General features: G+C 51.7%; 22 protein-coding genes. 1 reads left to right on the forward strand and 21 read right to left on the reverse strand.

Going from position 1 to position 26,355, the window contains the following annotated elements:
• Nucleotides 1-200: 200 nt before the first annotated feature.
• Together LUCIF_RS08905 and metG are read right to left on the reverse strand one after the other, a co-directional pair.
• A complete protein-coding gene (locus tag LUCIF_RS08905; protein WP_122627522.1) occupies nt 201-971 on the reverse strand; it encodes a TatD family hydrolase in 771 nt (256 codons plus the stop codon).
• 15 nt (nt 972-986) lie between these two features.
• Nucleotides 987-2,918 carry a methionine--tRNA ligase gene (gene metG, locus LUCIF_RS08910; protein WP_122627523.1) on the reverse strand — a complete coding sequence of 644 codons (1,932 nt, stop codon included), beginning with the start codon at nt 2,916-2,918 and terminating at the stop codon, nt 987-989.
• A 254-nt stretch (nt 2,919-3,172) separates the two neighbouring features.
• Between metG and LUCIF_RS27170 the strand changes: the two genes are divergently transcribed.
• Complete coding sequence (locus tag LUCIF_RS27170) at nt 3,173-3,424, forward strand: AbrB/MazE/SpoVT family DNA-binding domain-containing protein (RefSeq protein WP_122627524.1); 252 nt, start codon at nt 3,173-3,175, stop codon at nt 3,422-3,424.
• Between the two features lie 40 nt (nt 3,425-3,464).
• Here LUCIF_RS27170 and rsmI read toward each other — a convergent pair whose 3' ends face one another.
• The 19 genes from rsmI to rhaD form a co-directional block, all read right to left on the reverse strand.
• Nucleotides 3,465-4,325 (reverse strand): 16S rRNA (cytidine(1402)-2'-O)-methyltransferase, encoded by an 861-nt coding sequence (gene rsmI, locus LUCIF_RS08920; protein ID WP_279386952.1) that lies wholly within the window; start codon nt 4,323-4,325, stop codon nt 3,465-3,467.
• A gap of 34 nt (nt 4,326-4,359) precedes the next feature.
• The gene (locus tag LUCIF_RS08925) at nt 4,360-5,097 is read right to left on the reverse strand and encodes a tRNA1(Val) (adenine(37)-N6)-methyltransferase (protein WP_122627526.1); all 738 of its coding nucleotides are present in this window, start codon (nt 5,095-5,097) and stop codon (nt 4,360-4,362) included.
• A complete protein-coding gene (locus tag LUCIF_RS08930) occupies nt 5,098-5,904 on the reverse strand; it encodes a PSP1 domain-containing protein (RefSeq protein WP_122627527.1) in 807 nt (268 codons plus the stop codon).
• Nucleotide 5,905: 1 nt separating this feature from the next.
• The gene (gene holB, locus LUCIF_RS08935; protein ID WP_122627528.1) at nt 5,906-6,898 is read right to left on the reverse strand and encodes a DNA polymerase III subunit delta'; all 993 of its coding nucleotides are present in this window, start codon (nt 6,896-6,898) and stop codon (nt 5,906-5,908) included.
• 8 nt (nt 6,899-6,906) lie between these two features.
• Complete coding sequence (locus LUCIF_RS08940; protein WP_122627529.1) at nt 6,907-7,353, reverse strand: YaaR family protein; 447 nt, start codon at nt 7,351-7,353, stop codon at nt 6,907-6,909.
• Nucleotides 7,354-7,367: 14 nt separating this feature from the next.
• On the reverse strand, nt 7,368-8,045 hold the full coding sequence (locus LUCIF_RS08945) for a dTMP kinase (protein WP_122627530.1): 678 nt from the start codon (nt 8,043-8,045) through the stop codon (nt 7,368-7,370).
• A gap of 1 nt (nt 8,046) precedes the next feature.
• Nucleotides 8,047-9,522, reverse strand: a complete 1,476-nt coding sequence (locus LUCIF_RS08950) for an aminotransferase class I/II-fold pyridoxal phosphate-dependent enzyme (RefSeq protein ID WP_207857297.1) — start codon at nt 9,520-9,522, stop codon at nt 8,047-8,049.
• A 249-nt stretch (nt 9,523-9,771) separates the two neighbouring features.
• A complete protein-coding gene (locus LUCIF_RS08955; protein WP_122627531.1) occupies nt 9,772-10,800 on the reverse strand; it encodes an autoinducer 2 ABC transporter substrate-binding protein in 1,029 nt (342 codons plus the stop codon).
• A 92-nt stretch (nt 10,801-10,892) separates the two neighbouring features.
• Nucleotides 10,893-11,900, reverse strand: a complete 1,008-nt coding sequence (locus tag LUCIF_RS08960; RefSeq protein ID WP_122627532.1) for an ABC transporter permease — start codon at nt 11,898-11,900, stop codon at nt 10,893-10,895.
• The gene (locus LUCIF_RS08965; RefSeq protein WP_122627533.1) at nt 11,878-12,888 is read right to left on the reverse strand and encodes an ABC transporter permease; all 1,011 of its coding nucleotides are present in this window, start codon (nt 12,886-12,888) and stop codon (nt 11,878-11,880) included. Before LUCIF_RS08965 ends, LUCIF_RS08960 begins: the two co-directional genes overlap by 23 nt.
• A 15-nt stretch (nt 12,889-12,903) precedes the next feature.
• Entirely contained in the window at nt 12,904-14,421 is a 1,518-nt protein-coding gene (locus LUCIF_RS08970; protein ID WP_122627534.1) for a sugar ABC transporter ATP-binding protein, read from the reverse strand.
• 41 nt (nt 14,422-14,462) lie between these two features.
• Complete coding sequence (gene rhaI, locus LUCIF_RS08975) at nt 14,463-15,680, reverse strand: L-rhamnose isomerase (RefSeq protein ID WP_122627535.1); 1,218 nt, start codon at nt 15,678-15,680, stop codon at nt 14,463-14,465.
• 171 nt (nt 15,681-15,851) lie between these two features.
• On the reverse strand, nt 15,852-16,880 hold the full coding sequence (locus tag LUCIF_RS08980) for a LacI family DNA-binding transcriptional regulator (RefSeq protein WP_122627536.1): 1,029 nt from the start codon (nt 16,878-16,880) through the stop codon (nt 15,852-15,854).
• Nucleotides 16,881-17,001: 121 nt separating this feature from the next.
• On the reverse strand, nt 17,002-18,438 hold the full coding sequence (locus tag LUCIF_RS08985) for a rhamnulokinase (protein ID WP_122627537.1): 1,437 nt from the start codon (nt 18,436-18,438) through the stop codon (nt 17,002-17,004).
• A 276-nt stretch (nt 18,439-18,714) separates the two neighbouring features.
• Nucleotides 18,715-19,065, reverse strand: coding sequence for a DUF192 domain-containing protein (locus LUCIF_RS08990; RefSeq protein ID WP_122627538.1), 351 nt, complete (start codon nt 19,063-19,065; stop codon nt 18,715-18,717).
• 29 nt (nt 19,066-19,094) lie between these two features.
• Nucleotides 19,095-22,727 carry an AAA family ATPase gene (locus LUCIF_RS08995; RefSeq protein WP_122627539.1) on the reverse strand — a complete coding sequence of 1,211 codons (3,633 nt, stop codon included), beginning with the start codon at nt 22,725-22,727 and terminating at the stop codon, nt 19,095-19,097.
• Entirely contained in the window at nt 22,714-23,985 is a 1,272-nt protein-coding gene (locus LUCIF_RS09000) for an exonuclease SbcCD subunit D (protein WP_122627540.1), read from the reverse strand. Before LUCIF_RS09000 ends, LUCIF_RS08995 begins: the two co-directional genes overlap by 14 nt.
• A 137-nt stretch (nt 23,986-24,122) precedes the next feature.
• Nucleotides 24,123-25,283 carry a lactaldehyde reductase gene (gene fucO / locus LUCIF_RS09005; protein ID WP_122627541.1) on the reverse strand — a complete coding sequence of 387 codons (1,161 nt, stop codon included), beginning with the start codon at nt 25,281-25,283 and terminating at the stop codon, nt 24,123-24,125.
• A gap of 55 nt (nt 25,284-25,338) precedes the next feature.
• On the reverse strand, nt 25,339-26,163 hold the full coding sequence (gene rhaD / locus LUCIF_RS09010; protein ID WP_122627542.1) for a rhamnulose-1-phosphate aldolase: 825 nt from the start codon (nt 26,161-26,163) through the stop codon (nt 25,339-25,341).
• Nucleotides 26,164-26,355 lie beyond the last annotated feature (192 nt).

The following is a 26,355-nucleotide window of genomic DNA, read 5'->3' on the forward strand; positions in this document are numbered from 1 at the left end:
AAACGAAGACCCAATAAGAACACTTTTGCAAGAAAAATATTGCGGCTTTACAGAGGACGGCAAAAAAAGAGGATTAGTACAAGATATTCATCGGGGGGCCTAAATATTCCAATGACCCCACTCTTCGCAGTCCTTTGTTATTCGACAATAATTCTCCGGGAAATATTGCCGCTATCAGTTCAGAATGCGAAATGTGGGAACTATTCCTTTGCGAGGCGGAACAGGGTCCGCACATTCCCGGTTGTCGCCGCGGCCAGCGCCTCGGTCTCCATACCCCGCAGCCGGGCCACTTCTGCCGCAACCAGACGGACATGGGCCGGCTCATTGCGCCGTCCGCGATAAGGCTGAGGCGTAAGATAAGGAGAATCAGTCTCCACCAGCAGCCTGTCAAGCGGCACTTCCCGCGCCACCTCTTTCAATTTGACCGAATTGGCAAACGTGACCGGTCCCGCAATGGATACGTAAAAGCCCAGCTTAATTACATCCCGCGCCATTTCCAGGCTGCCGGAAAAACAATGAAAAACACCGGTCAGGCCTTTTCCTTCCCGCCGCATGATTTCCATGATATCACCATGAGCGTCCCGGTCATGAATGATAAACGGCTTGCCCGTTTGCCGGGCCAGGTCGAGTTGACGGATAAACACCTGCTTTTGTATATCCCGCGGCGACAAGTCATAATAATAATCCAAACCGATTTCACCAATGGCTATTACCTTGGGATGTCCGGTCCACGCGGCCAGCTGTTCATAATCTTTCTCCTGCATATCCTTGGCATCGTGAGGATGCATGCCGACAGCGGCATAAATCGTTTCATGCCGCTCCGCCAGCAGAACCGAATTGGCCGAAGACGCCATGTCGGCTCCCACGTTAATTATATGAGTCACGCCGTTCGCCGCCGCCCTGGCAATGGCGGCTTCGCGGTCTGAATCGAAACGCTTGTCGTCCAGATGAGCATGCGAATCAAATAACATGCGGCAAAACCTCGCTTATTTTACCTTGCTGCCCGGCTGAATCTCTGAAGCCGGTGACACTAAGGTCAGTTTATCGTCGCAGGAAGCGGCCAAAACCATTCCCCGCGATTCAATTCCCCGGATTTTGGCCGGTTTCAGGTTGACAATCATCACCACATATTTACCCACCAGTTCTTCCGGCGTGTAATGTTTCGCAATGCCCGAAACAATGGTGCGCTGCTCCAGGCCCAGATCGACGGTCAGCGTCAGCAGTTTATCGGCTCCCTTTACTTTTTCCGCCGCCAGTACTTTGACGACCCGCAGATCCATTTTGGCAAATTCGTCAATGGTGATTTCCGGCATATCCAGGGCGGGAACAGACGGTTTAACGGTTTCCTGGGCGGCAGGCACTACTGCTTCGGCCGGAACGGCCTTTTCTTCAATGCGCGGGAAGATAGGTTCCGGTTTATTGGCTTTGGTAACGGCCGGCAAGAGACCCCACCGCTTCGCATCCGCCAGGTTCATACTCCCGGGATCGGCAGTAATTCCTAATTGCGACCAAATTTGCGGCGCTTTGACAGGGAGGAAGGGTGAAATCAAAATCGCAACAATCCGCAGAGTTTCCGCCAAGCTGTATAATACTCCGTGCAAACGGTCCTTTTGCGCCGGGTCCTTCGCCAGCGCCCAGGGAGCCGTCTCATCAATATACTTGTTGCTCCGGCTGATCAATGCCCAGACTTCTTTAATGGCGGCATTAATATCTAATTTTTCCATCAGCGTTTCATAGGTCGCTGCCGTTTTCACTGCGAGATCGGCCAGTTCCTGGTCAATCGCAGCTGTCACCGCCGGTTTTTCGATGATACCGCCGTTAAAACGGCCGACCATATTCAGGGTACGGTGCAGTAAATTACCAAGATCATTGGCCAGATCGGCATTCGTCCGGTTTATCAATGCTTCGCGGGAAAAATTGCCGTCCATACCCAGCGTGATTTCGCGCAATAGGAAATAACGGATGGCGTCCGGCCCAAATTCGTCAATTAATGCGAGCGGATCAATCACATTCCCCTTGGACTTGGACATTTTGTCCCCTTCCACGACCAGCCAGCCGTGTCCATACACCATTTTCGGCAACGGCGCATCCAGAGCCATCAAGATGATCGGCCAAATAATGGAATGAAACCGGACAATTTCCTTGCCGACCAGATGAATATCCGCCGGCCAGAACTTGGCGTACTTCTCCCGGTCATGCAGATAACCGGCCGCCGTAATGTAGTTGGTCAACGCGTCAAACCATACATACACCACATGTTTGGTATCAAAAGGCACAGGAATGCCCCAGTCAAAAGTAGTACGGGAAACAGCTAAATCTTCCAGACCGCCTTTAATAAAATTAATCATCTCGTTGCGGCGGGAAGTCGGCTGGATAAAATCAGGATTTTCTTCAATATAAGCCAGCAAACGGTCCTGATACTTGGACAAACGGAAAAAATAACTTTCTTCTTTTAACAGTTCGACCGGACGGCCGCAATCGGGACATTTGCCGTCGTTTAGTTGTCTTTCCAGCCAGAAGGTTTCACAGGGAGTACAATACCAGCCTTCATATTCGGCTTTATAAATATCACCCTGGTCATAAATCTTTTGAAAAATGGCCTGCACAACTTCCTGATGCCGCGTCTCGGTGGTACGAATAAAATCATCATGGGAAATATAGAGCTTCTCCCACAGCAATTGGAAAGACGCCACAATTTTATCCACATACTCTATGGGCGTAATTCCATTTTCCTGCGCTTTCCGTTCAATTTTCTGTCCGTGCTCATCCGAACCGGTCAGAAAAAATACATCATAACCGGCCAGCCGTTTGAAACGGGCTATCGCATCGGCAACGGTGGTACAGTAGGCGTGGCCGATATGTAGACGGTCGCTGGGATAATAAATCGGCGTTGTAATATAAAACGGTTTTTTATTCATAATGTCCTCCTTCACAAGTTCTGATCACTTTTTTCCAATTATAGACAAATCACTCTTTTCTTGTCAAACCTTTCGCTTACATTCATCGCGTTTATTTGACAAGGAAACCTAGTTATCTTTATAATCTTTTACCATTTTGGAAAATATATTACCAAATGGAAAAAATTAGGTTGACAAGTTGTAGCGAATTTGGTATTATTTAGGTAGACAAAAAATTTGTCGAAACATGTTTGTTTGAGGGGGAATTAGAGAAAATGAAATCAACTGGTATTGTGCGAAAAGTGGACGAGCTCGGCAGGGTAGTGATTCCTATTGAATTGCGCCGGACACTCGACATCGAAGAAAAAGACGCACTGGAAATCTATGTGGACAGCGACCGCATTATTCTTCGTAAATACGAACCTGCGTGCGTGTTCTGCGGCAATGCGGACGAAGTAACCAATTTCAAAGGCAAAAATATCTGTAAAGAGTGCCTTGATTCCATGGCACAAAAAAAGGCTATCTAACATTTCCTGTAAAATAAGAGGTGCAAACCTCTTATTTTTTTTATTTTTCGTCCTCACCGGCGACGACCGTCTGGTAAACTTCCCTGCGAGGCAAACCTCTGGCTGCGGCGACCTCGCGGATCGCATCCTTTTTGCTCATACCGGCGGTCACTTTGGCCATCACCGCATCATAGACAGAAGTCTCCGGGGCGTCAGACGGCTGTTCGCCGTCCATTCCGTCCGCTCTTCCGGCAATAATCAGGGTAAATTCTCCCCGCGGCAAGTATTCGTCAAAATGAGCCTGGAGGGTACTCAGCGTACCCCGCACCCACTCTTCAAACCGTTTGGTCAATTCCCGGGCCGCTACGGCCGGACGATCGCCCCAGGCCGTTACCAGTTCCGTCAGAGTTTCCCGTAAATGATGCGGGGATTCATACAAAACCAGGGTCGACCGGTAAGACGCCAACAGGGCAAGAAGCTCACGGCGTTTTTTATTATTTTTCGGTAAAAAACCGGCAAACGTAAACAAGCTTGTATCAAGGCCGGAAGCCACCAGCCCGGTTAACGCCGCATTCGCACCCGGAACGGGAGTAACCGTGACACCGGCTTCGATAGCCAATTGTACCAAATGCGTCCCCGGGTCGGAAATCCCCGGCAGGCCGGCATCGCTGACAACGGCGAGATCCTCGCCGTCCAAAAGGCGCTTGATGAGCTCCGGTCCCCGGCTGAATTGGTTATGTTCATGATAACTAATCAGCGGTGTATGCAGGGAAAAATGACTGAGCAATTTACGAGTCTGGCGGGTATCTTCCGCCGCAATGGCGCTCACTTCCCCCAATATCCGGACGGCCCGGTAGGTCATATCCTCTAAATTGCCGATGGGCGTGGCGCATAAATAGAGTACACCTGCTCTCTTTTCCAAACCAGTTTCCCCCTTGGCGCCAGCTAGTGGTCCACTAGGCATAATAGCTTTTAATCTCCTTACTGTAATCACCTGCCGCCGTATATACGGCCAGCGGCGGCATTACGTCCACTCCCGGCCGGGCGCCGCGAATTCCTTCCACTAATAGCATGGCCGGTTTTTTATGCAGCACAGGATGGATCAAACGTACCCGTTTGGGCTCTAACCCGGCGGCCGACATTTTTTGTAAAATTTCCGCCATGCGCTCGGGTAAATGGACCATGGCAAACCGGCCGCGATATTTTACCAAATAACGGGCAGCCTGAATTACATCGTCGAGATTGGCCGCCACTTCATGCCGCGCCAAGGCCACGCGGTCATTGGGACTGACGGCGCCTTTACCGAGAGGACGGTACGGCGGGTTGGACACGACAAGATCCCATTCTCCTGCGGGCAACAATTGATTAACCTTGCGGAAATCGCCCTGAATGACTTGCATTTTAGCGGCCAGTTTATTAAGTAAAATACTGCGTTTGGCCATATCGGCCATATAAGGACTGATTTCAAGTCCTGTCACATACCCTGCACCTCTGGCGGCAAGCAAGAAACCAATTACCCCCGTGCCGCTTCCCAGGTCTGCCACCCGCCAGCCGGGACGAAAAAAAGCAAAATGGGCCAGCAGGACTGCATCCAGAGAAAAACAGAATTCCCGCGGGTGCTGAATAATTTTCAAACCCTGAATCAGTAAATCATCGAGACGTTCCCCCGGCAGTAATAAATCCGCTTCTCCCATTTATTCTTTTTCCACAATTTCTTCCCAGGGGATTTCCACCGTTTTATCATGGACCAGCTGAACTGTGGCTGTCTTTCTGGCAGGATTAACGGTCATTACCTTTCCCTCGCCGTCAATCGTAACCACTTCCACCCCAATCGCCGGCGGCAAGACTCTCTTACAGCAAGAATGATAGCAATCGCTTTCATATTTAAGACAACACATCAGCCGGCCGCATATCCCGGAAATTTTCGTAGGATTCAGCGACAGGTTCTGATCTTTGGCCATCCGGATGGACACCGGCTCAAAATCGCCTAAAAAGGTGGCACAACAGAGGGAACGTCCGCAGCAACCAATTCCCCCCATCATTTTGGCCTCATCCCGCACCCCAATCTGCCTGAGTTCAATGCGGGTCCGAAAGACGGCCGCCAAATCCTTAACCAGTTCCCTAAAGTCAATCCGCCCGTCGGCGGTAAAGTAAAAAATAATTTTGTTTACATCAAAGGTATATTCCACATCTACCAGATTCATAGGCAATCCGTGGGTCCGGATTTTTTGCTCGCATAGTTTGAACGCGTCTTTTTCCTTATCCCGATTTTCCAGGACTTTTTCTTCGTCCTGGGGCGTGGCTTTACGCTGCACCGGCTTTAGAGGCGCCACTATCTGGTCGTCCTCTACCTGACGCGGGCCGATCACCACATCGCCGAATTCCAGTCCCCGGGCCGTTTCCACAATAACATGGTCACCAACAGCCAACGCAATTTCACACGGATCAAAATAATAAATTTTACCCGCTTTTTTAAACCGGATCCCCACCACTGTCTGCATGCTATCGTCCCTCCCTTGCTCCGTCTAGTAACCGGATGAGCAGCGCTTCACCCGTTAACCGGGTATTGGCATTGGCCAGCAGCGCCCGCTGCGCTTTTTTCACGTCCGCCAGCGCGGCCATCAGCCTTGGTTCATCCCAATACTTCGTTTGTGCCATCAAAAAGTCCAGCAAATCAATGTTAAACACTAATTTTTCATTTCGTCCGCATAAAATTACCAAGATATCCCTGAGTAGTAACGCCAAATATTGCAGCAGGTCCAAAACCTGGTTCCCCAGCTTTTCCCACAACGGTCCCTGTTCCCAAACCAAACCGCTTTCCTGCCGGCAGACAGCTTCTAAAAGGGTGGCCGCCTGATCCCGGAGCTCAAGACCGCCCGGTTCCAGTAAGGCTAAGGCCATTCCCATCCGTCCCCCGGCCAGCCGGGAAACCAGGTCGGCTTGGGCGGGGGCAACGCCCCGTGCGGCCAGCCCTTCGGCTAATACAGCGGCCGGAAGCGGCTGAAAGGAGAGCAGGAAACAGCGCGAGCGAATGGTCACCAGCAATTTTTGAAAAACCGCCGCTACCAAAATAAATACAAAATTGGAGGGCGGTTCCTCTAAAAGCTTTAACAAGCTGTTCTGGGCTTCCGTCGTCATTCGCTCCGCGTCTTGAATGATACATACCCGATAGGGGTTGATGTGCGCCGACATGCCGGCCTCATATTGCAAAGCACGGATTTGGGCTATTTTAATCGTGCTCCCCTCCGCCTCCACTATGTGCAGGTCCGGATGCGCCCCTTGGCGGCTCAGGCGGCAGTCATTACAGGAACCGCAAGGTTTCTCGCCCTGCCCGGCACTGCAGAGAATCGCCGCCGCCAACGTACGGGCCACCAGCATTTTTCCGGTTCCTTCCGGTCCGGCTAGTAACAGGGCGTGAGGAATCCGGCCGCCGGCGAGCATTCCCCGCAATGTAGCAATGCGTTCTTCGTGCCCAATAATGTTTTTCCATTCCATAACAGCCTCTACGTATATAAGTCCACCAGCATACCGCGAATTGCGTCATGCTTGGCTAGAATCTCCAGTTGCTTTTCCTGGCCGCTGCGCACATCTTCCGTCATATCGGCCAGGGTCTGGTCTACCTGTTTAATTATAGTATACATTTTCTGCCGGCCCTGACTGTCCCAGCCGTTTTTTGATTCCAGGCTATACATCCGGCCTACGGCTTCCCCAATAAATTTGCGCACCAATTCTTTATAACTTTTTAATTCTGCATACGTAGGTGTACTGCCTAACTTCTGTCCCTGCTCGTCAATCTGCCGCAATAGGGCGTTTAATTGCTCAACCGATTGTTTATCCTGCGAATTGAGGAGCTCGGACGCAAAGTGGTTTCCTACCTTATCAGGTTTGCCGGTACTTTCCCGTTCAGACACCATCGGAATGTTGGAAGTTCCCATTTTATTTACTTTCACGGCGTACCTCCTGCTTATAAATCAACCATACGTTTTACCGCGTCATAAATTGCCGCATGAATTTCGTCAATTGATTTTAACCGTCCATTTTCCGTACATGAAATGGTCTGCCAGCAATATTTGGCCGCTACCAGCCGGTAACTGGCGTAGCACCGGCTCAAATAATCCTCGTCCCGCTCATGAATGTCCGGTTGGCCTTCACCGGACTTATTGGCCCGTTCCCGGATCAACTTCCGGCTGTACTCGGGCGGCACATCCAAAAAAAGCACACAGTCGGGCACAGGCAGTTGAAAGAGTTGAAATTCAAAGTTCCATAGCCATTCCAGAAACTTTTGCTTGTCCGCATCACCGGGTATCTTAACGGCCTGATGAACCATATTGGATGTCGTATACCGGTCCGCCAGGATAATCCCGCCGCTGTAATAAAAATCTTGCCAGTCCTTTTTAAAAGAGGCATACCGGTCCACGGCATAAAAAGTAGACGCCACATAGGGACTGACATCGCCGGGCTGACTGCCGAACTCACCGTTTAAATACATCTTGATCAGAGCCGAAGAAGGACTCCGATAGTCCGGGAATTCAACCTTTTTTACCCGCTTTCCTTCTTTTTGCAGCCGCAGGTAGAGTTTTTCCGTCTGAGTGGCTTTACCGCTCCCGTCTCCCGCTTCAATGATAATTAGCTTTCCCGGCATTTTATCCCACCACTTTAATGGTTTTTAGTGTATAGTCTTCGGGGCCGGAAATATGAAGTCCGGCCTCCTGTAAACGACGACAATAATCAATAATTTCCTGGGAAATTTGTTCCCCCGGGCACAGCAGCGGAATGCCCGGCGGATAAAAGGTAACAATTTCGGCACAAACGAGTCCGCACGAGTCGAGAAACGGCACCTGGCGGGTCTGCCCGAACAGAGCTTCCCGCGGCGATAAGATCTGCGGCGGTGCAACCGGATAAGCCACATCCACGCAAGCATTGTACATCGCCGAAAAATCGGACTGTCCCCGGTGATTCAGCACCATATCCCGCAGAGCGTCCACCAGGGCCTTGGCTTCCTCTTCCGTATCGCCCAGGGTCAGCAAAAATAGAATATTGTACATATCCGACAATTCAGCCTGCACCTCGTAATGGTGGCGTAAGATCCGTTCCGCTTCCGCGCCTTTAAGGCATAACCCCTTTACCGTGACCGTTACTTTCGTAGGGTCTATACTGTGAACCCCCGGGGTGCCGATTTTTTCCTCCCCAAAACAATAAAGTCCCGGTATGGTATTAATTTGGCTTCTGGTCCAATCGGCCAGATCGATAGCCCGGGCAATCAATTCCCGCCCCTGGGTCGCCATCTGCATGCGGGCCACATCCAGCGACGCCATCAGGATATAATTCGGGCTGGTAGACTGAACCAGCTGCAGCATGGCTTTAAGCCGCGGCACACTAATCCGCCCTTCCCGGCAATGCACCATGGAACACTGCGTCATGGCCCCGATAATTTTATGCGTACTCTGGGCGCAAATATCCGCTCCGGCGTCCAGTGCCTGCACCGGCAGCCGGCTATTGAATTTCAGATGAGGTCCGTGCGCCTCATCCACTACTACAGGCATATTGTGGGCGTGAACAATATCCACAATTTTTTTCAAGTCCGTCGCCACACCGTAATAGGTTGGATTAATAATAAGAACACCCTTGGCTTCCGGATGCAGTTTGACGGCCCGCTCCACCGTCTGCGGGGTAACCCCCATGGCCAGGCCCAGGTCGGCGTCTACCTCAGGCTGCATAAATACCGGTATGGCACCGCTGAGAATGATCCCGCCGATAATCGAGCGATGGGCATTCCGCGGCACAATGATTTTTTCCCCCGGGCCGGCAATCGTTAGTATCATAGCGTAAATCCCGCCGGTTGTACCGTTGACGACAAAGAAACTATGATCGGCACCATAAAGCTCGGCGGCTAAGTCCTGCGCTTCTTTAATACAGCCGTGCGGTTCGTGCAAATCGTCCAATTCAGCCATTAACGCCAAATCGAGTGCCAGCGCATCCCGCCCCAGAATGTCTCCCAATACGGAATGCATCCCTTTGCCTTGTTTGTGTCCCGGTGTATGATAAGGGATGACCCCCTGTTGTACATAATTCAGCATTGCTCCCAACAATGGAATGTCCCGCTGACTGATATGCCCCACACCACAGCCTCCTCACTATGAAAAGGGTAAATTTTTCCTGTATGCAATATTATACCCTGTTTTGCCAAAATAATCTCAATTAATTGTATCATAGCGTCCCTGCCTGTACAATGCCGCAGAGACAGTTAATAAGCAACTCCTTTTTATTATAGAACAATACGGTGGTAATGTAAAAAAAATTCGGGGCGGAAAAAACCGGCGAATTGCTTCGCCGGTAAAAAAGGGAGAAGGTTATACGCCTGTTCAGAACTAGAAGTTGAACTGGTCAACATTCTCTTTGGTAAAATCCAGAGGAGCGCCCATAATGACTTCTTTGGTATCCGCCTTATAGGTGATCTTGCCTACGGTAGGAACCTCCATCCCATCGGTCGGGGTTTTGCCGTCAAGCAGTTGTTTGGCCATATAAATTGTCAGGTACCCCAGTTTGCCCACATCCCAAAGGGTGGCGCTCTGAGCGGCGCCGCTCTTTATGTATTGTCTCATACCGTTCGGGGTAGCCAAACCGATTAATTTAATCTTGCCATTCAGACCCATCTGTTCAATCGCCTGGGCCGCACCCGGTTCCGCTACGGTGGATAAGGCGGCAATTCCTTTCAAATCCGGGTAGGCCTTAACTAAATTCTGGGTCTGGGAAAATGCTTTTTGCTGATCTTCTTCACTCGGTGCAACTGTCACCAGCTTGATGTCCGGATATTTTGCGGCTTGCTGTTCTTTCATCCACTTAATCCAGACATTTTGATTCGGCGCCGTCAAAGAAGCGGTAAGTATGGCGTATTCACCGCTGCCGCCTATTTCTTTCGCCATATTATCCATCATATGACGTCCCAGGATCTCGGCAGTCGTTTGGTTAATAAACAATTCACGGGCCTGCGGCATGGAATCGGCGTCATAGGTCATGACTTTTATCCCCGCCGCCATGGCTTTTTTCAAAGCCGGCGCCACTGCGGCCGGATCATTGGCCGAAACAATAATCACATCCACTTTTTTATTAATTAAATCCTGAATGATATTGACCTGCTGCGCGGCATCGGCCGCAGTCGGCCCGGTATAAAGAAACTGGAAGCCCAATTGGGCGGCTGCCTTTTTGGCGCCTTCCGCGGCGGTATCAAAATACGGGCTGCCTATTACCTTGGGAACCATGGCAATCGTCTTTTTGCCTGTCTGGGCCGGTCCCTGAGTATTTCCCTCTTTCGCAGTATTCCCGCCGCATCCCGCCGCCAACAACAACCCTGCCAATGCGGCCGTTACCAATAATGCGGTAAGTTTTCCCGTTTTCATCGCAATCACCTCTCCGTCTTTTTAGAACACCCGGCTTGCCCCAAGCCGCAAATTCCGGTTCCCCCCGCCAGGAATTTTATCCATTTACGGCTTCAGGATTTCTCCTTTAAGCCGGGAGTCCCACCGCCGGAATTGCCAAGGAAATTGAATTTAATAAACAAATTCAGCTTATCCCTGATAACAACCAAATTATTAATCAGCAAAATGACAATCAGCGCCAGCCCCATTAATAAATTTTGCGCAAAAGGGCTTACTCCGATGAGGTTTAGTCCGTTTCCCAGCACGGCAAATACACTGACCCCGATTACTGTCCCGGCAATGGTGCCTGAACCGCCGGCAATATTCGTCCCGCCCAGCACGGTCGCTGCAATGCTCTGCATAAGGTATACGGCTCCCAGATCGGCCCGCGAAGTGGAAACACGCGAGGAAATAATCAAGCCCGAGACCGCGGCCATTAACCCGCCGTAAATGTATACATACATAAGCACCCGGCCGGTCTTCACCCCGGAGAATAAGGCAGCCACTTTATTGTTGCCCAGCGCATAGACCCTTCGTCCCCAGGGAGTCCGCGATAACAGCAGGGAGGAAATCACCGCCAGCAACGCAAATAACACGGTCTGCACCGGCAAATTGCCTAATAGATAACCTTGCCCGATAAAATAATAGCTGTCGGGGAAATTGGAAATCGCGTTGCCCCTGCTAAGTACCAGGGCGATTCCATTAAACAGGGTCATTGTACCCAATGTCGCCAGGATCGGCGGTACGCCAACGCCGGCAATCAACAGACCGTTAAAGGCGCCGCAACCGAGCCCCGTCAAAATTCCTGCACCGATGGCTGCCGCCAGGTTTCCTGTGGCCCCGTAAACAACGGCAATTACAATCGTCGTCAGGCCGGCAATGGAGCCAAGAGACAGATCAATGCCGGCCGTAATAATAATCACGGTCGCCCCTAAGGCCAGAATACCCAGTTCCGACATTTGCTGCGTAACCGATAAGAGATTGGCAAGTGTCAGAAAGGTCGGCGACAGAAACGACATGACGGCCATTAGCCCCAGGAAGAATAACAGCAGAATCAATTCATGAGACCTCCGTTTTCCCATGCTTCATTCCCCCCCTTACCTCTCCGGCTACATCAATACCCTGTTTGTTCAATTCGTTTTGGCGGTTATTCATTACATCCAACGTAACCGCCATAATAATTACCAGGCCCATAACCACATTCTGCCAGTAAGGTTCAATATGCATTAAAATCATGCCGTTTTGCAGCACACCCAGAATGAATACCCCAATCAGTGTTCCCGTCAGACTGCCGCTGCCGCCCAGGACATTGGCCCCACCGATCACCACGGCGGCAATGACGGTTAATTCAAAGCCGGTCCCGCCGTTAGGGTCAATCGTCCCCAGTTGGGCGCCGTACAGTACACTGGCTAAACCGGTTAACGCTCCCATATAGCCGAATACAAACAAAGTAACAAGTCCCGTAGGAATCCCGACTCTGGCCGCCGCCGGAGGATTGCCGCCAAGAGCATAAATACTCCGGCCCAGGCGCGTATATTGAAGCAAATAATAGGTTACGGCGAGCACAACCAGCAAAATCAATACCGGTATGGGGATGCCCAGCAGCGAAGTATTATAAAGGCTCGTATACCAGACCGGCATGGAAGTTACCCACTTGCCGTTCGTATATAACAACAGGCTGCCCCGGAAAAGATTCATCGTGCCCAGAGTCACGACAATCGCCGGGATTTCCGCCCCCGCAATCAGAATGCCGTTAATCAGACCCAGCAAAATACCGCAAGCAATGCCGGTCAGCAATATAGTAAAAAGATTGGCCGCCGGCAGTAAGGCGCTCAAACCGGCAAAAATGGCCGCAAAACCGAGTTGGGAACCAACCGATACATCAATACCCGCCGTCACAATGACCAGGGTCATTCCCACGGCCATAATGGCCAAAATAACATTATTCATAATAATGCCAAGTAAATTCGACGGATTCAAAAAGGCCGGGGACACCAAAGCAATCCCGCCGCTGATCATTAGCAAAATCAGGGTCATCACCAATTCCCGGTTTTTCAACCAATCTTTCATAGTAAGACTCCTTTGCTATATAAATTCCGCGGCCTGCTCCGCCGTACCCAGCGCCTTGGCCATAATGGATTCCTGGGTAGCGTCCTTTTTCGCCGCCACTCCGGCTACCCGGCCCCGCCGCATGATTAAAATCCGGTCGCTGACTGCCAAAATCTCCGGTAGTTCCGAGGAAATCACAATTACCCCAATTCCGCTGTCGGCCAATTCCCGCAATGTTTTATGAATTTCAATCTTGGCGCCGATATCCACACCGCTTGTCGGTTCATCGGCAATCAAAATTTTCGGGTTGGTAGCCAGCCATTTGGCCAGCACCACTTTTTGCTGATTGCCGCCGCTCAAAAAGCGGGCCCTTTTACCAGGGTCCGGCGGCCGGACATCCATTTTTTCAATATATTGCTGCGTGATTGCCAGTCCCTTCTCTTTATCCACACAGCCAAACTGATTCCGGATCGTGTCCAATATGGGCAACGTAATATTCTGCTGCACCGTATCCGCGAGAATCAATCCTTCCAACTGCCTGTTTTCCGGCACATAAGCGATGCCATAATGTAAGGCATCGGCCGCACAGCCGATCACAACCGGCCTGCCTTCCAGAATGATTTCACCCGTATCAGGCCGGTTCAAACCAAATAACGCCTTGGCTATTTCAGTGCGGCCGGACCCGACCAGCCCTGTAATACCCAGAATCTCCCCTTTTTTCAGTTCAAAAGAAACATTGCGGAAATTTCCTTTTTTAGTCAAATTTTCAACTTTCAGAATTTTATCCTTGCAAAGGCTCCTGGCAGTTAGTGATAAATACTCTACCTCCCGGCCGACCATCAGGCGGATCAATTCCCGCCGGTCAATCGCCGCAATGTCCCGGGAGGCAATGTACTTGCCGTCCCGGAATACGGTAACCCTGTCGGCGACCCGATAAATTTCGTCAAATTTGTGGCTGATAAATAATACAGCAATGTTTTCCCGGCGAAGAGTGTCGATAATTTTATACAAATTTTCCACTTCCCCCGCCGATAGCGTGGAAGTCGGTTCATCCATGACAATCAGGCCGGCATTAAAACTAATTGCTCTCGCAATGGCGACAATTTGCTGGGAAGCCAGATTCAGGTCCTTCAATACGGTTTTTGGATTCAGCCTGGCGCCTACCCGCTGAATTGCCGCTGTTGCCAGCTCATTAATTTTTTTCCAGTCTAACTGCCTGCCCCATACCGCTTCATTGCCGATGCAAATATTTTCGGCAACAGTGAGATTAGGGAACAGGCTAATATCCTGATAAATCACCGAAATCCCTTTGCGGATTGCATCCAACGGGTTTTTGACAACCGTCCGTTCCCCGTTAATTATTATCTCGGCGCCGTCGTCAGGATAATGAACACCGGCCAGCACTTTAATCAACGTCGACTTGCCGGCGCCGTTTTCCCCTACCAGGGCGTGGACTTCTCCCCGTTTCACATCCAGCGAAACATCATCCAGCGCCTTAATGCCGCCGAAGGTTTTACTGATATGTCGTAAATTTACAATATCATCCCCAGTCAAACGAATCCCCCCTGCTTCTCACTTCTGAACCGCTTAACCGTCTACTCCCAACCCTGGCCATCGCGGCCGCGGCCTACTTTCTGCTCCTCATAGCCGCTTTGCAGATAGGCCGTCATCGGGTCGGGCGCCAGTCCCAGTTCCTCCCGGATGCCGGCCAACAGAGGCTTAACCTCCGTCTCAAAGGCTTCCCGCACGATATTTTCGGCAGCCAACACATCGTTTTTTTGCCGGGCTTGCCGCAATGCGGCCCGGTTTACCAGCAGGGCTTTGGCGTGCGCCGTCTGGATATTGAGCACCGAACGGATCATGGCCGGAACCTTCGGTTCAATACAATGACTTTGGTCAATCATGTAAGCAATACCGGCTGCCGTCGCCGCTGTTGCCGGGTCCAGTTCGCCCGCTACCAGTTCGTTAAAAATCAGGAATAATTCATACGGATTGATCGTACCGACAATTAAATCATCATCGGCATATTTCCGGTTATTGAAATGAAAGCCGCCAATTTTATGTTCATCCAGTAAAAAGGCGACAATATGTTCCACGTTTACCCCCGGGGAATGATGGCCGAGGTCTACCAGAACCTGCGCCTTTTCCCCCAATTTGCCGGCCAGGGTGAAGGACATCCCCCAGTCGGCGATATCCGTATGATAAAACGCCGGTTCGAATACTTTATATTCAATCAAAAGACGCATATCGCCGGTGAGGGAGGCATACACCGTCTGCAGCGCCTGCTCCAGATAATGCTTTCTTTCCCGGAAGTCACCCTGCCCCGGATAATTGGTCCCGTCGGCCAGCCACAGGCTTATGATTCCGGAATTTACCGTTTTGGCGATTTCAATACATTCCAGCACGTGGTCCAATGCTTTTTGCCTTACTTTAGCGTCCACATGGCAGAGACTGCCAAATTTATATTCCTCACCCTGAAATAAGTTAGGATTTACCGCGCCAATTTTCAGGCCGAGTTCCGCCGCATAACCGATGATTTTTCCATAGTCATCCGTTTTATCCCAGGGAATGTGGATGGCTACGGCCGGGCAAATCCCGGTAAATTTATGAACTTGCGCGGCATCGTCCAGCTTCTCGTATAGATTGCGGGGTACCCCGGTTTGTTTAAAAACCTTGAAACGGGTGCCGGAATCCCCGTACCCCCAGGACGGCGTCTCTACTTTAAAAGCCTTAATCCGTTCTCTTACCCAGGCGACATCAACTCCTTTGGCCTGCTGCTGTTTTTCCCAAACCGTATAATTCTGCCCGTTCATCCTGCATTTCCCTCCCAATTGTTCTCCTATCGCCTGCCGGTTATCCCGGACAGGCCATGGCCGTCGTAGAAAACGTTAACATGGAATCGATTTCTATAGTCATTATACGACACCTTTTCATTGAATCTGACACCTTAATGCGACACCGCTCCGGTCTTGTTGCCCGAAATTTTATACCTGTACAAACTCCTCTTTCGCAGGATCCGTTGACCGTCTGATCATCAATTCGCCTTCAAAAATAATCCGTTTCACTTTCGCATGCGGATGGCGGGACCGGTGCAGGAACAGTTCCACTGCCTGTTCGGCCATCGCCGCCAGCGGCTGCCGGCAAGTCGTAACAGGCGGCGAAATCCACCGGCTCATATGAATATCGTCAAACCCCGTAACGGCAACATCTTCCGGAATCTTCAGCCCCATTGATTTAAGATAATTGATCGCACCGATGGCCATCAAATCGGTAGCGGACACAATGGCCGTCGGCCTGACCGGAGCAGCCGTAAAAAAATGCCGGGCCGCTTCATAACCGCTTTCAATATGATAATTTCCCTCATAAACCAATTCCGGCCGTAAAGGCAGCCCATATTCCCGGAGCGCGTCGGCGAAGCCCTGATACCGGTCGTTATTCACCTTATACCGGGGAATGGAGGTAATATAGGCCATCTCCCGATGACCCAACTGATACAGATGCTGCACAATCTTTTTAATTCCGGCATACCCGTCCGTATATACAGTATTCACCGGTTTATCCAGGTTAAGATGGTCAATAAAAACCACCGGCAGGGTTTCGGCCAGTTTCAGCAGATATTCAATACTGGCCTTGTCTCCCTGATAGGTGCAAACTACCAGTCCGTCAACATTGCGGTTGACCAGATCACTTAAATAAGCCGTCTTATCCTGCGTCCCCTCACCGATCGAAGTGACTAAAATATTATAGCCGTGCTTCCTGGCGGCATCCTCAAGGTCTTTAAACAGCTCGTAATAAAAAGAATTAATATAATCGGGAATAATAATTCCCAGGGTTTTCGATTTTTTGGTCCGCATCCCCTGAGCCATCATGCTGGGTGAATACCGGAGTTCTTCAATCACTTTCAAAACGTTTTTTTTCGTCTTTTCATTGACCGGCGCCGTTTCATTCAAAACCCGCGATACGGTTGTTACGGAGACTCCCGCCTGCCTGGCCACATCTTTAATCGTTGCCACAATTCATTCTCCCGCTCATTAAATTGTTATCATGAAATCGTTTCCTACGAATCATTATAGCCTCCCTTCCTTTTCCCTCGCAATCTTTATTTTTCACTCAATTCAGACTTTATTCGCCGCATCATTCCCTGGGTTGCGGCGAATACTCCTGCGTGCCAAAAGATCTTTGAATCAGTTCCCGTCCCTCCGCCAAATTTTTCACCTCGCCGGCGGCGATTAACTGCAGCAGGATATTTCCCAATACGGACGCCTCGACCGGGCCGGCCAGCACCGTTTTACCGGTTACGTCCGCTGTCAGTTGGCACAAAAAGCCGTCCTGAATCCCGCCGCCCACCATATGGATTGCGTCAATCCGGTAGCCGAGAATTGCCTCCAGTCCGTCAATAACCTGTTTATATTGTCCGGTGATCCCATGATAGGCGGCGATGGCCAGTTCACCAATCGTCCGCGGTATCCCCTGCCCGTGGTCACCGCAATAATCCCGGATCGCAGCGGCCATATCGGCCGGCGCCCGGAAAACATCGGCATCCGGGTCGATAACAAACCGGTTATTCTTCGCTGCCGCCGCCTGCTTGCTAATCGCCGGAAAGCCAATCTCCTCGCCGTTTTCGGTCCAATGTTTCCTTAACTGTTGAATGATCCATAATCCTGTTACATTTTTCAAAAAACGAATTTTTCCTTCCACACCCCCTTCGTTGGTAAAGTTATTCTGCCGGGAAAGGGCATTCATTAGCGGTCTGTCCCGCTCCACTCCCAGCAGCGACCACGTGCCGCAGCTCAAATAGGCGCTTTGGGCCGTAGCCAGCGGCGTGGCAGCCACGGCGGATGCCGTATCATGGCTGCCCACGGCAATGACCGGAACGGCCCCCAATCCGGTCTCGGCCTGAACCGCCCGGGTCAGAATGCCGGTTACCTGTCCCGGCCTAATCAGGGTTTGCAGAATCTTTCCCGGCAATCCCACAGCCTGCAGCAGATCCGGGTCCCAGCCGGCCGTGCCGGCATTGAGCAGTTGCGACGTTGAGGCTACCGTATACTCGTTGTATTTATGGCCGGTAAGATAAAAAGCGAATAAATCAGGCAGAAACAGCAGGCTTTCGGCTTGTTCCAACAAACTGCCGCGATATTTTTTATCGGCATATAATTGAAATAACGTATTAAAAGGCAGATATTGTACGCCCGTCTTAGCATAAAGTTTTTCCCAGGAGATGAAATTGTCCGTTATCTCCCTGCCGATGTTCTCTGTCCGCTGGTCCCGGTAATGGTACGGGTTGCCGATCAGTTCGTCACGCCGGTCCAGTAGACCATAATCAACCCCCCAGGTGTCAATGCCGATGCTGCTTATGTTTTTTCGACGAATGCCGGTCAACGTTAGCCCTCTTTTAAATTCCAGCAACAATCGCAAAAAATCCCAATACAGCGTCTTGCCCAGCATGACCGGCTCATTGGCAAACCGGTGGACTTCCTCCAGCCGAAGATTGCGTCCATTGTACTCCCCCAGCATAATCCGCCCGCCGGAGGCCCCGAAATCAGCCGCAACATAAAACAAACTGTTTGGCATGCGCATCCCCCCTAAGAAAAACCGCTGCGCGGTCTTTCGGCTCAAGACGCAGGGCTCAGAGCGCGGAAAAACCATTGCGTGGTTTTTCGGTAATTGGACTTTAGTAATTGGATTTTGGTAATTAGTAATTGGAATTTGAAAAAATGAAACAGCGGTCTTTCGCAAATACAACCTCAGAAAACGTTACCATGAAATCGGTTCCTATTACTATTATAGATTAGCGCTGGCGGATTAGGCAATCGTTATTTTGAAAATATTTCCATTTTTTCATTGCATCTAACCCGGCTCTTTTGCATAAACCAAGGCATCGCCGGCTTGCGTGAAAGTATGCGCGGCCGTCCCTGCCGGCAGTTCAATCACATAGGCGCTGCCCCGGCAGGCGGCCCATTTCCCCGGCCGTAAATCCGCAACAATTTTAAGAATACAGTCTTTATTATCAACAAACAGAACATCAATGGCGTAGTGCATACCCAAGGTATGCACGCTGTTGCACGGCCGGATCACCAGCCCCTGTCCCGCCGGCAGAGTTTTCGTACCCAAGAGTCCCCGTAAGCGGCGGAAAAACGTGTCCGCCACCCGGAGCTGCTCCGCCAGAATCGTTCCCTTCTCTTTGTTCAATAACAACATAGCTTACCTCCCTTAAACCAGTGAGTGCACTAGGCAATTTCGATGGTTACCGTGCTGCCGTGCCCGGCAGGTTCAGCCGGTCCGACAATCAGTCGCCTGGGCATGCGCTGCTGCAGGCCGGTCACATGGCTGATCACCCCGATGGTCATATTTTCATTCGGCAGCCGTTCCAGCGTGCTCATAACAACCTCCAGCGCTTCCGGATCCAACGAACCGAAGCCTTCATCCAGAAAGAAAAATTCGAGCGGATACTGGCCCCGGAGCTGAATCTGACTCGACAGGGCCAGAGCCAATGCCAAAGAGGTCTGGAAGGTTTCCCCGCCGGAAAGGGTTCCCACAAAACGCTTGAAACCGCCATTGGCGTCGTCACGGACAAGAAAAGAACCGTCCGAGGCAATCTCAATGGCATAGCGATGATTGGTCAGTTGCTTTAATCGTTCCGACGCCGACGTCAGTACGATCTCCATCTGTTCCTGAGCCATAAACTCGACCAGTTTATTGCCGCGGGTCAGCGTCCGCAAGGTTTCAAGATGGCGCAGCCGCTCCGTAAGGCCGGTCATTTCATTTTCAATTTCCTGCCAGCGATTATGCCGGTTGACGAGGTCCCGGCAGCTGTTTTCCGCCGCCACCCGCCGTTCCATAGCTTGTTCTTTTTGTGCCAGGGCTTCCTGGGCTTGGCTCTGCAAGCGCTTCCATTCTTCCATACTAATCCTTTTATCACCCAGTTTAGCAGCGAATTGGTCCCGCTCCGCCGCCAACCGGTGTTCCTGCTCTGTATACGCATCCATTCGCTGCCGCATTGCCATTAAGTCACAGTCCTCGATATAGGCGGTTTCGGCCGCCTCCTCCTGTTCAAAGCCTAACCGCTTCAGCTTGCCGGTAATCCGCTCCGCAAAACGGCACAGCTGCTCCTGCAGCGTGGACCGCTCCGCCTGCCGCCGGGTCAGGTTCTGTTCCACATTCATTCGGGCCGCTTCCGCCTCCCCGTACTGTTCCGCCGCATTCTGCTCCACCGTACGGAGCCCGGCAATTTCCGCATTAACTTCCTCAAATAATACCCTGGCTGCCATGCCCTGGGTAATCCGGCGAAGTTCTTCCCGCTTCTGTTCCCTGCTATTGACCAGCACCTGCCGTTTGGCCTGAACACCGGCCAGAGCCGCATTTATCCTGGCCTTACCGTTACTTAGTTCTTGCAGCCTGTCCTGAAACTGCCTGCTGTCCTCCCGGTTTTGGCCGGCCTTTTGCCGCAGTTCCTCCGCCCGGCGGTCTTTGTCCGCTACCTGGGCAGCCAGCATCCCTGCTTTTCCGCCAAGCTCCTCCGGTTCGATAAACTCCCCGGAGCAAAGCGCCGTCAGCAACCGGAGGAGTTCCTGTGATAGCCCGGCTACCCGTCTTTCCAGTTCGCTCAGGTTGTCCTGCTCCCGTTTCAGCTCCTCTTCCGCGGCGGCGATCGAAGCCTGCAGTCCGGCAATGGCTAATTTAGCCCGGGAAAATTTTTGCTCAAGCTCCTGCAGCCGCTCAGCAGCCTGCTTCCGCTCATTACGCCAAGCGCTGAAGGCCGCTTTCGCCCGCTCCAGGGCCACCGCCTGCGCTGCCGCCAACGAACCGGCGCTCTCCACCGTCAAAAAGCCGGCAGGAACGTCCCACTCCCCGGCCAGCGTATCCAGTTCCGCCGCGATCTGCCTGCGGCCGTCACTGACCGCCTTCTGAGCGGCGACAAGTCTGGTCTGAACGGCGACAACCCCGGCCTCGTGCCGGCGAAGCATCAACTCTGTCTGTTCAAGATTTATCTTCAACTGCTCCGCTTCTTGCTCAAGCAGTTCCTTTTCGCCGCCAGCACCCTCCTCAGGGCTGACAAGGGCCGGAACGGGATGAGCTATCGAGCCGCAAACCGGACAAGGCTGACCCTCCCGTAAACCGGCCGCCAGTTGAGCGGCGAGCCGGCGATGGTCTTTCGCCAGCAAGGCGGCGATTTGACCGGCCAGCAACTCCTGTTTTTCCTTTCCGTCCTGATAGGCCGACTGCAATTGATCTCTTTGCTCTCCCAGCCCGCTTAATTCCAGGGTTAAAGCATCCACTGCGGCAGTTTCCCCTGCTATTTTCGACTCATTGGCGGTCAATTCGTTCAGTTTGGCTTTCAGTTCCGCCAGTCTGACCTCTTGCCGGACCAAATTTTCTTCCTGCCACGGACACTGTTCTCCGGCGGCCAGTTCTCTTGTCCGGAGTTCATCGGCTGCCCGCTGTAAATCCGCTTCTTCCGCCGCAGCCTGACAGAGATCCGTTCTGGCCGAGGTTAGCCTGTTCTTTCTTTGCGCATGTTTCTGCTGCATTGCGGCAGCAGCCTGAATTTCCCTTTCCAGACTGCCGGCCAGTTGTACGGCCGCCTGTACCTGCAGGCGGTACGTACGGTCTACGGTATTTGCAGCCAATTCATTTTCGAGAGCAGCCACTTCAGCGGCTAACCGCGCAATTCGCTCCTCCGTCACCCCGATTGCACCGCCTGTATTCGCCAAATTCGCCTCCAGTTCATCCATTTTCCCTTTTTCCCGGGCAATTTCCTCTTCGAGCCTTGCTGCTTCCCGCTCGGTATCTTGGGCTGCCTCCAACTGCGCCTTCCGTTCGATAAGCTTTGGTTCCCGCTCTTGCCTACCGGTCTTAGCCGCAATCAGGGCTTTCTCAAAATCCCGGGTCCGGGTTTCTAATTCCTGCAGATGTGTTTCTATACCGACACAGGCTTTTTCCACCTCGTCAAGCTGGCCGGCCAAACCTTTTCTGGCACTAATATCCGCAAAAACCTGACTTGCTTTGTCGGCGAGCTGCACTTGCCAGGTCAGCCGGTCAAATTCCTCTTTCTGCCGGCGGTGGTTGAGAAGTTCCTGCTCTTTCCCGGCCAGTTCCTGCTGCAGTTCAAAAATCCTCCGCCCCTCCTCGCAGTGCCTGCCAGTCTCCTCCTGGTGCGCAGCGGCGGCCTTCTCGCTTTCTACGGCTTGACCCAGCAGCGTTTCCGCCTGCTTAAGACTCTCCCGGGAAGCATCGCCCAAACCTTGCAATTCTCCGGACAACTTAATAAATTGTCCGTTAACCGTCTCGTAGCGGCTGTTGAGTTTTTCCACCAGGCCCCGCCCGTATTTCTCCAAGGAAAAAATCCGTTCCAGCATTTGCCGCCGGCCGGCGCCGTCCATTTTCAAAAACTCGGAAAATTTTCCTTGCGGCAACACGACCGCCCGCATAAAATCTTCCGGTGTCAGTCCGAGAAGATTGTTTATATAGTTAGTGACGTCTCCGTCCCGTTCCGCAACGACAATTTCCTGACCTTCCGTCAATTCGACAAGACGGCTGTGGGTATTTTTCACCGAGATATGATCCCGGGTTTTGTAGCCGCGTTCAACACGGTATATCCGGCGCGGCCCCGCGCCGAGAGCAAAGGTGAACGACACGGCAAGCTTGTTCTCAGCATGGTTGATAATCCCCTGAATCCCCCGTTTGGCCCGGACCACCGTTCCATAAAGGGCCAGGGTCATCGCATCCAGAATCGATGACTTGCCGCTGCCGGTGGGACCAAAAATACCGAAAACGCCAAGGTCGGATAACACGTCAAATTGAATTTCCTGCTCCGCCCGAAAACTATTCAGTCCTGCTATTTTAAGGTTAAGCGGTTTCATTGGCTTCCTCCCTTTCCTTAGGGTCGTCGAATGATTCAGTTTCCCCGGTAAGGTCCAAAAACAGCTTGATCAAACCGGGCTCAGCAACCGCACCGCCGGTTTGGCGTTCATAGAAGCGTGCAAACATCTGCTCGGCCGACAAATGCCTTAGTTCATTAAGCTTGTCTACGCCTTCACCGGTCAGGTGAATTACAGGCCGGATCGTAACGAATCCCGGCTGAATGCGCCGTAAGGTCTGGATTTGGTCCATCGTCAAAGGCTGGGTTACGGATAGCTCCAAATCAATCCAGGCCGCGGCGTCCCGGCCTTCCTCCACCCAGCGGTACACTTGCTCCAGACCGGCCGTAGCCCGCCATTTGACCAGCGGTTTGCCGGCTGTCAGCAGAATTTCTCTTACCGCCGCACTTTCTCCCGGTACTACGTCTACAAGGGTCACCGATTTAGCCTGGCCTGTTTCGGCAAAACTGTACTGGAGCGGCGACCCGGCGTAACGGCCGGGGACGGCTCCGCCGAGAGCCTGGGGCCGGTGGAGGTGTCCCAGGGCAATATATTGAGCAGTTGCGGGAAAGACCGAGGCATCGACTGCATAAATTCCGCCTACTTGCTGGATCTGGTTTTCCGATTCGGGACACTCCATACAGCCCCGGACAAAGATATGGCTCAGGGCTATGTTAATTGTATCCCGGCGAAAATTGGCGCTTAACCGTTCCATGGCCGCCTTAACCATGGCTGCGTAGCCCTGCTGCATCTCTTCCTCTGCCAGGGTCCGGGACATTAGCTGCCGGAGGCGTCCTTCCGAAGGGTAAGGCAGCGCCGCAAGCACGGCGGAATGGTCGCACGACGGCATTGCCAGTTCGAGCCAGGACGGACCGCACTGAATCCGTTTCACTCTCCCTGCCGGAGTATAGGAGGTTGGATAAATTTCATCCCGCGGCAAGCCAACCAGCGTAATCCCCAGCCGGTCTGCCAGCGGCGACGGGGCGCACAGACGTTCCGGATTGTCATGATTGCCCGCTATAACAACAACTCCCCGTACGCCATGATTTGACAACCGGTCCAGGGCAAAATAAAACAGTTCCTCCGCCGCGGCGCCGGGATTGGGGGTATGAAACACGTCGCCGGCAATCAGCACCAGATCCACCGCTTCTTGCTCCGCGATGCCGCAAATCTCGTCAATAAACTGCTCCTGCTCCGGTTGCCGGTCCCTGCCGTCCATTGTTTTTCCCAGATGCCAATCCGCCGTATGAAGTATGCGCATCCTAGGCCTCCTGTATAGGTAGAATAGAATATCCTTTTAAATAATGTTGTTTTATGTTCATTATATTATAGCTTGTCACTAAAAAGCCAGCCTGCAAAGCAATGCTTTGCAGGCTGCCCGGACACGGCTTTATTCTATTATTTAAACGCTTGCCGGTAGATTGCCAGTATATCGGCTACACTGGTTTCGCGGGGATTCCCCGGCGTACAGACATCGCGGTAAGCCATCTCGGCCAATTTCGGCAAATCTTCTTCCTTGGCGCCGATCTCAACCAGCTTTTGCGGGATGCCAATCTTCCGGGACAGGGCAACCACTGCTTCCACCGCAGCCCGCCGGTATTCCTCCTGACTCATATTGTCTACCTTCGCGACTCCCATGTTGCGGGCAATTTCCCGGTACTTTTCACCGGTTGCCGGTGCATTGTACTCCATGACATAAGGCAGGAGCAGGGCATTGGCCACCCCATGGGGCGTATCGTAAACAGCCCCCAGGCAGTGGGCCATGGAATGAACAATCCCCAGACCTACATTGGAAAATCCCATTCCGGCAATATACTGGGCAACTCCCATACCTTCCCGGGCCGCTAAATTATTCGGCTCAAATACGGCTGTTGCCAAATGCCTGGCAATCAGTTCAATGGCCTTGAGTTCAAACATATCCGTCATGACCCAGGCCCCTTTGGTCGTATAGCCTTCAATGGCGTGGGTCAGAGCATCCATCCCGGTTGCCGCAGTAAGGCCCTTGGGCATGGAGGCCATCATTTCCGGGTCTACGATGGAAAGCACCGGAATATCCTTCGGGTCAACGCAGACCATTTTCTTCACAGCCGCTTCATCGGTAATGACATAGTTTATCGTAACTTCAGCCGCCGTTCCGGCAGTAGTCGGCACGGCAATCACGGGAACGGATTTATTTTTAGTGGCTGCCACGCCTTCCAAAGACTTTACATCGGCAAATTCCGGATTATTCGTGACAATGCCGATGGCCTTCGCGGTATCCATGGAAGACCCGCCGCCAATCGCCAGAATAAAGTCGGCTTTTGACGCCGCATATTGTTTCACACCGGTTAAAACATTTTCAATGGTAGGATTGGGTTTTACATTATCATAGATTTCAAAAGGGATCCCCGCATTTTCCAGAACGGTGGTGACCTTCTGGGCCACTTTGAATTTTACTAACTCCTTGTCTGTTACCACAAACGCCTTTGTAAAATTCCGCCCGGCCACTTCCGCCGGAATTACCTGAATGGCCCCTGCCCCAAAATAAGACGTTTCATTGAGTACAATGCGATTTGCCATACTAACACCTCTTTATTTTATTTGTTGTAGAATCTACGGCGGTGCGAAAACTTTATTAAGCCTGCAAAACTCCGGCCCGCGGCCTTACCCCGAAAGCCTTGGCCAGCGCCAGAAGCTGCCGGTCCGTAATGCTTTGTTTAATGCCGCCCTGATGAGCATGAATCAACATATATATCTCGGCAGCCTTTTCCACTGTTTCAATCAGGCCGAACGCTTCGTCCATGGTTATTCCGGCCCCCAGAATTCCATGCTGCGGCCAGATAACGATCCGGCAGTCCTTCATCTTATCCGCTGTGGCCCGGCCAATTTCATTTGTTCCCGGTACCAGCCAAGGAAGCACTCCCACCCCGTCGGGAAACACCACTAAACACTCGGTGCACATTTCCCATAAAGTTTTGGTAAAGGCCTTTTCCTCAAGCCCGTGGACAAAGGTCATTGCCAAAACATGCGTGGCATGATTATGAATAATAACACGATGGTTAGGATCTTTTTTAAGCCGTTCCGTATGGCTCATGAAGTGAGCCGCCAGTTCGCTGGTAGGACGGCCGTCGTTCTTAAGGCCCCAGATAATATCAAAGGTGCGGCCATCCTCGCCAATCCGTATGACGCCCAGGTTTTCCTCAGGATTTGCGAATACGTTTTTAAAATACTTTCCCGTGCCGGTTACGATAAAATATTTTTCCGCCAGTTCCTGGACGGGACAGGGCAAAGGCAATGTCTGCTTTACATCGCTGACATCCATATACTTTTTCACTTCTGTCCCGGGAAGCAAATAACTTATATTGCCGCCGTTGCGTTCATCCCATCCCTTTTGCCACATATTGCGGGTAACTTCCATCATTTCCTGCACAAAGGGAATTTCGTGCCGGATACCGTTCATTCTCTTCCCCTCCTGCTTATGGCTTACTTACCGCCATGTTCATATTCAATTAATGGGAACCGTCTCTATCATTTCTTTTCTTCTTTAGTTTATTGCACCGTTTCTTCGTTGTCAACAGAAAAAAAGAGATATCATCCTTGTATTTTGTTGTTTTATGTCCGATACCTATTCTAATTTTGTTGTTTATTTGTC

Source organism: Allolucifera butyrica, assembly GCF_900476375.1.
GTDB lineage: Bacteria > Bacillota > Negativicutes > Sporomusales > UPPP01 > Lucifera > Lucifera butyrica.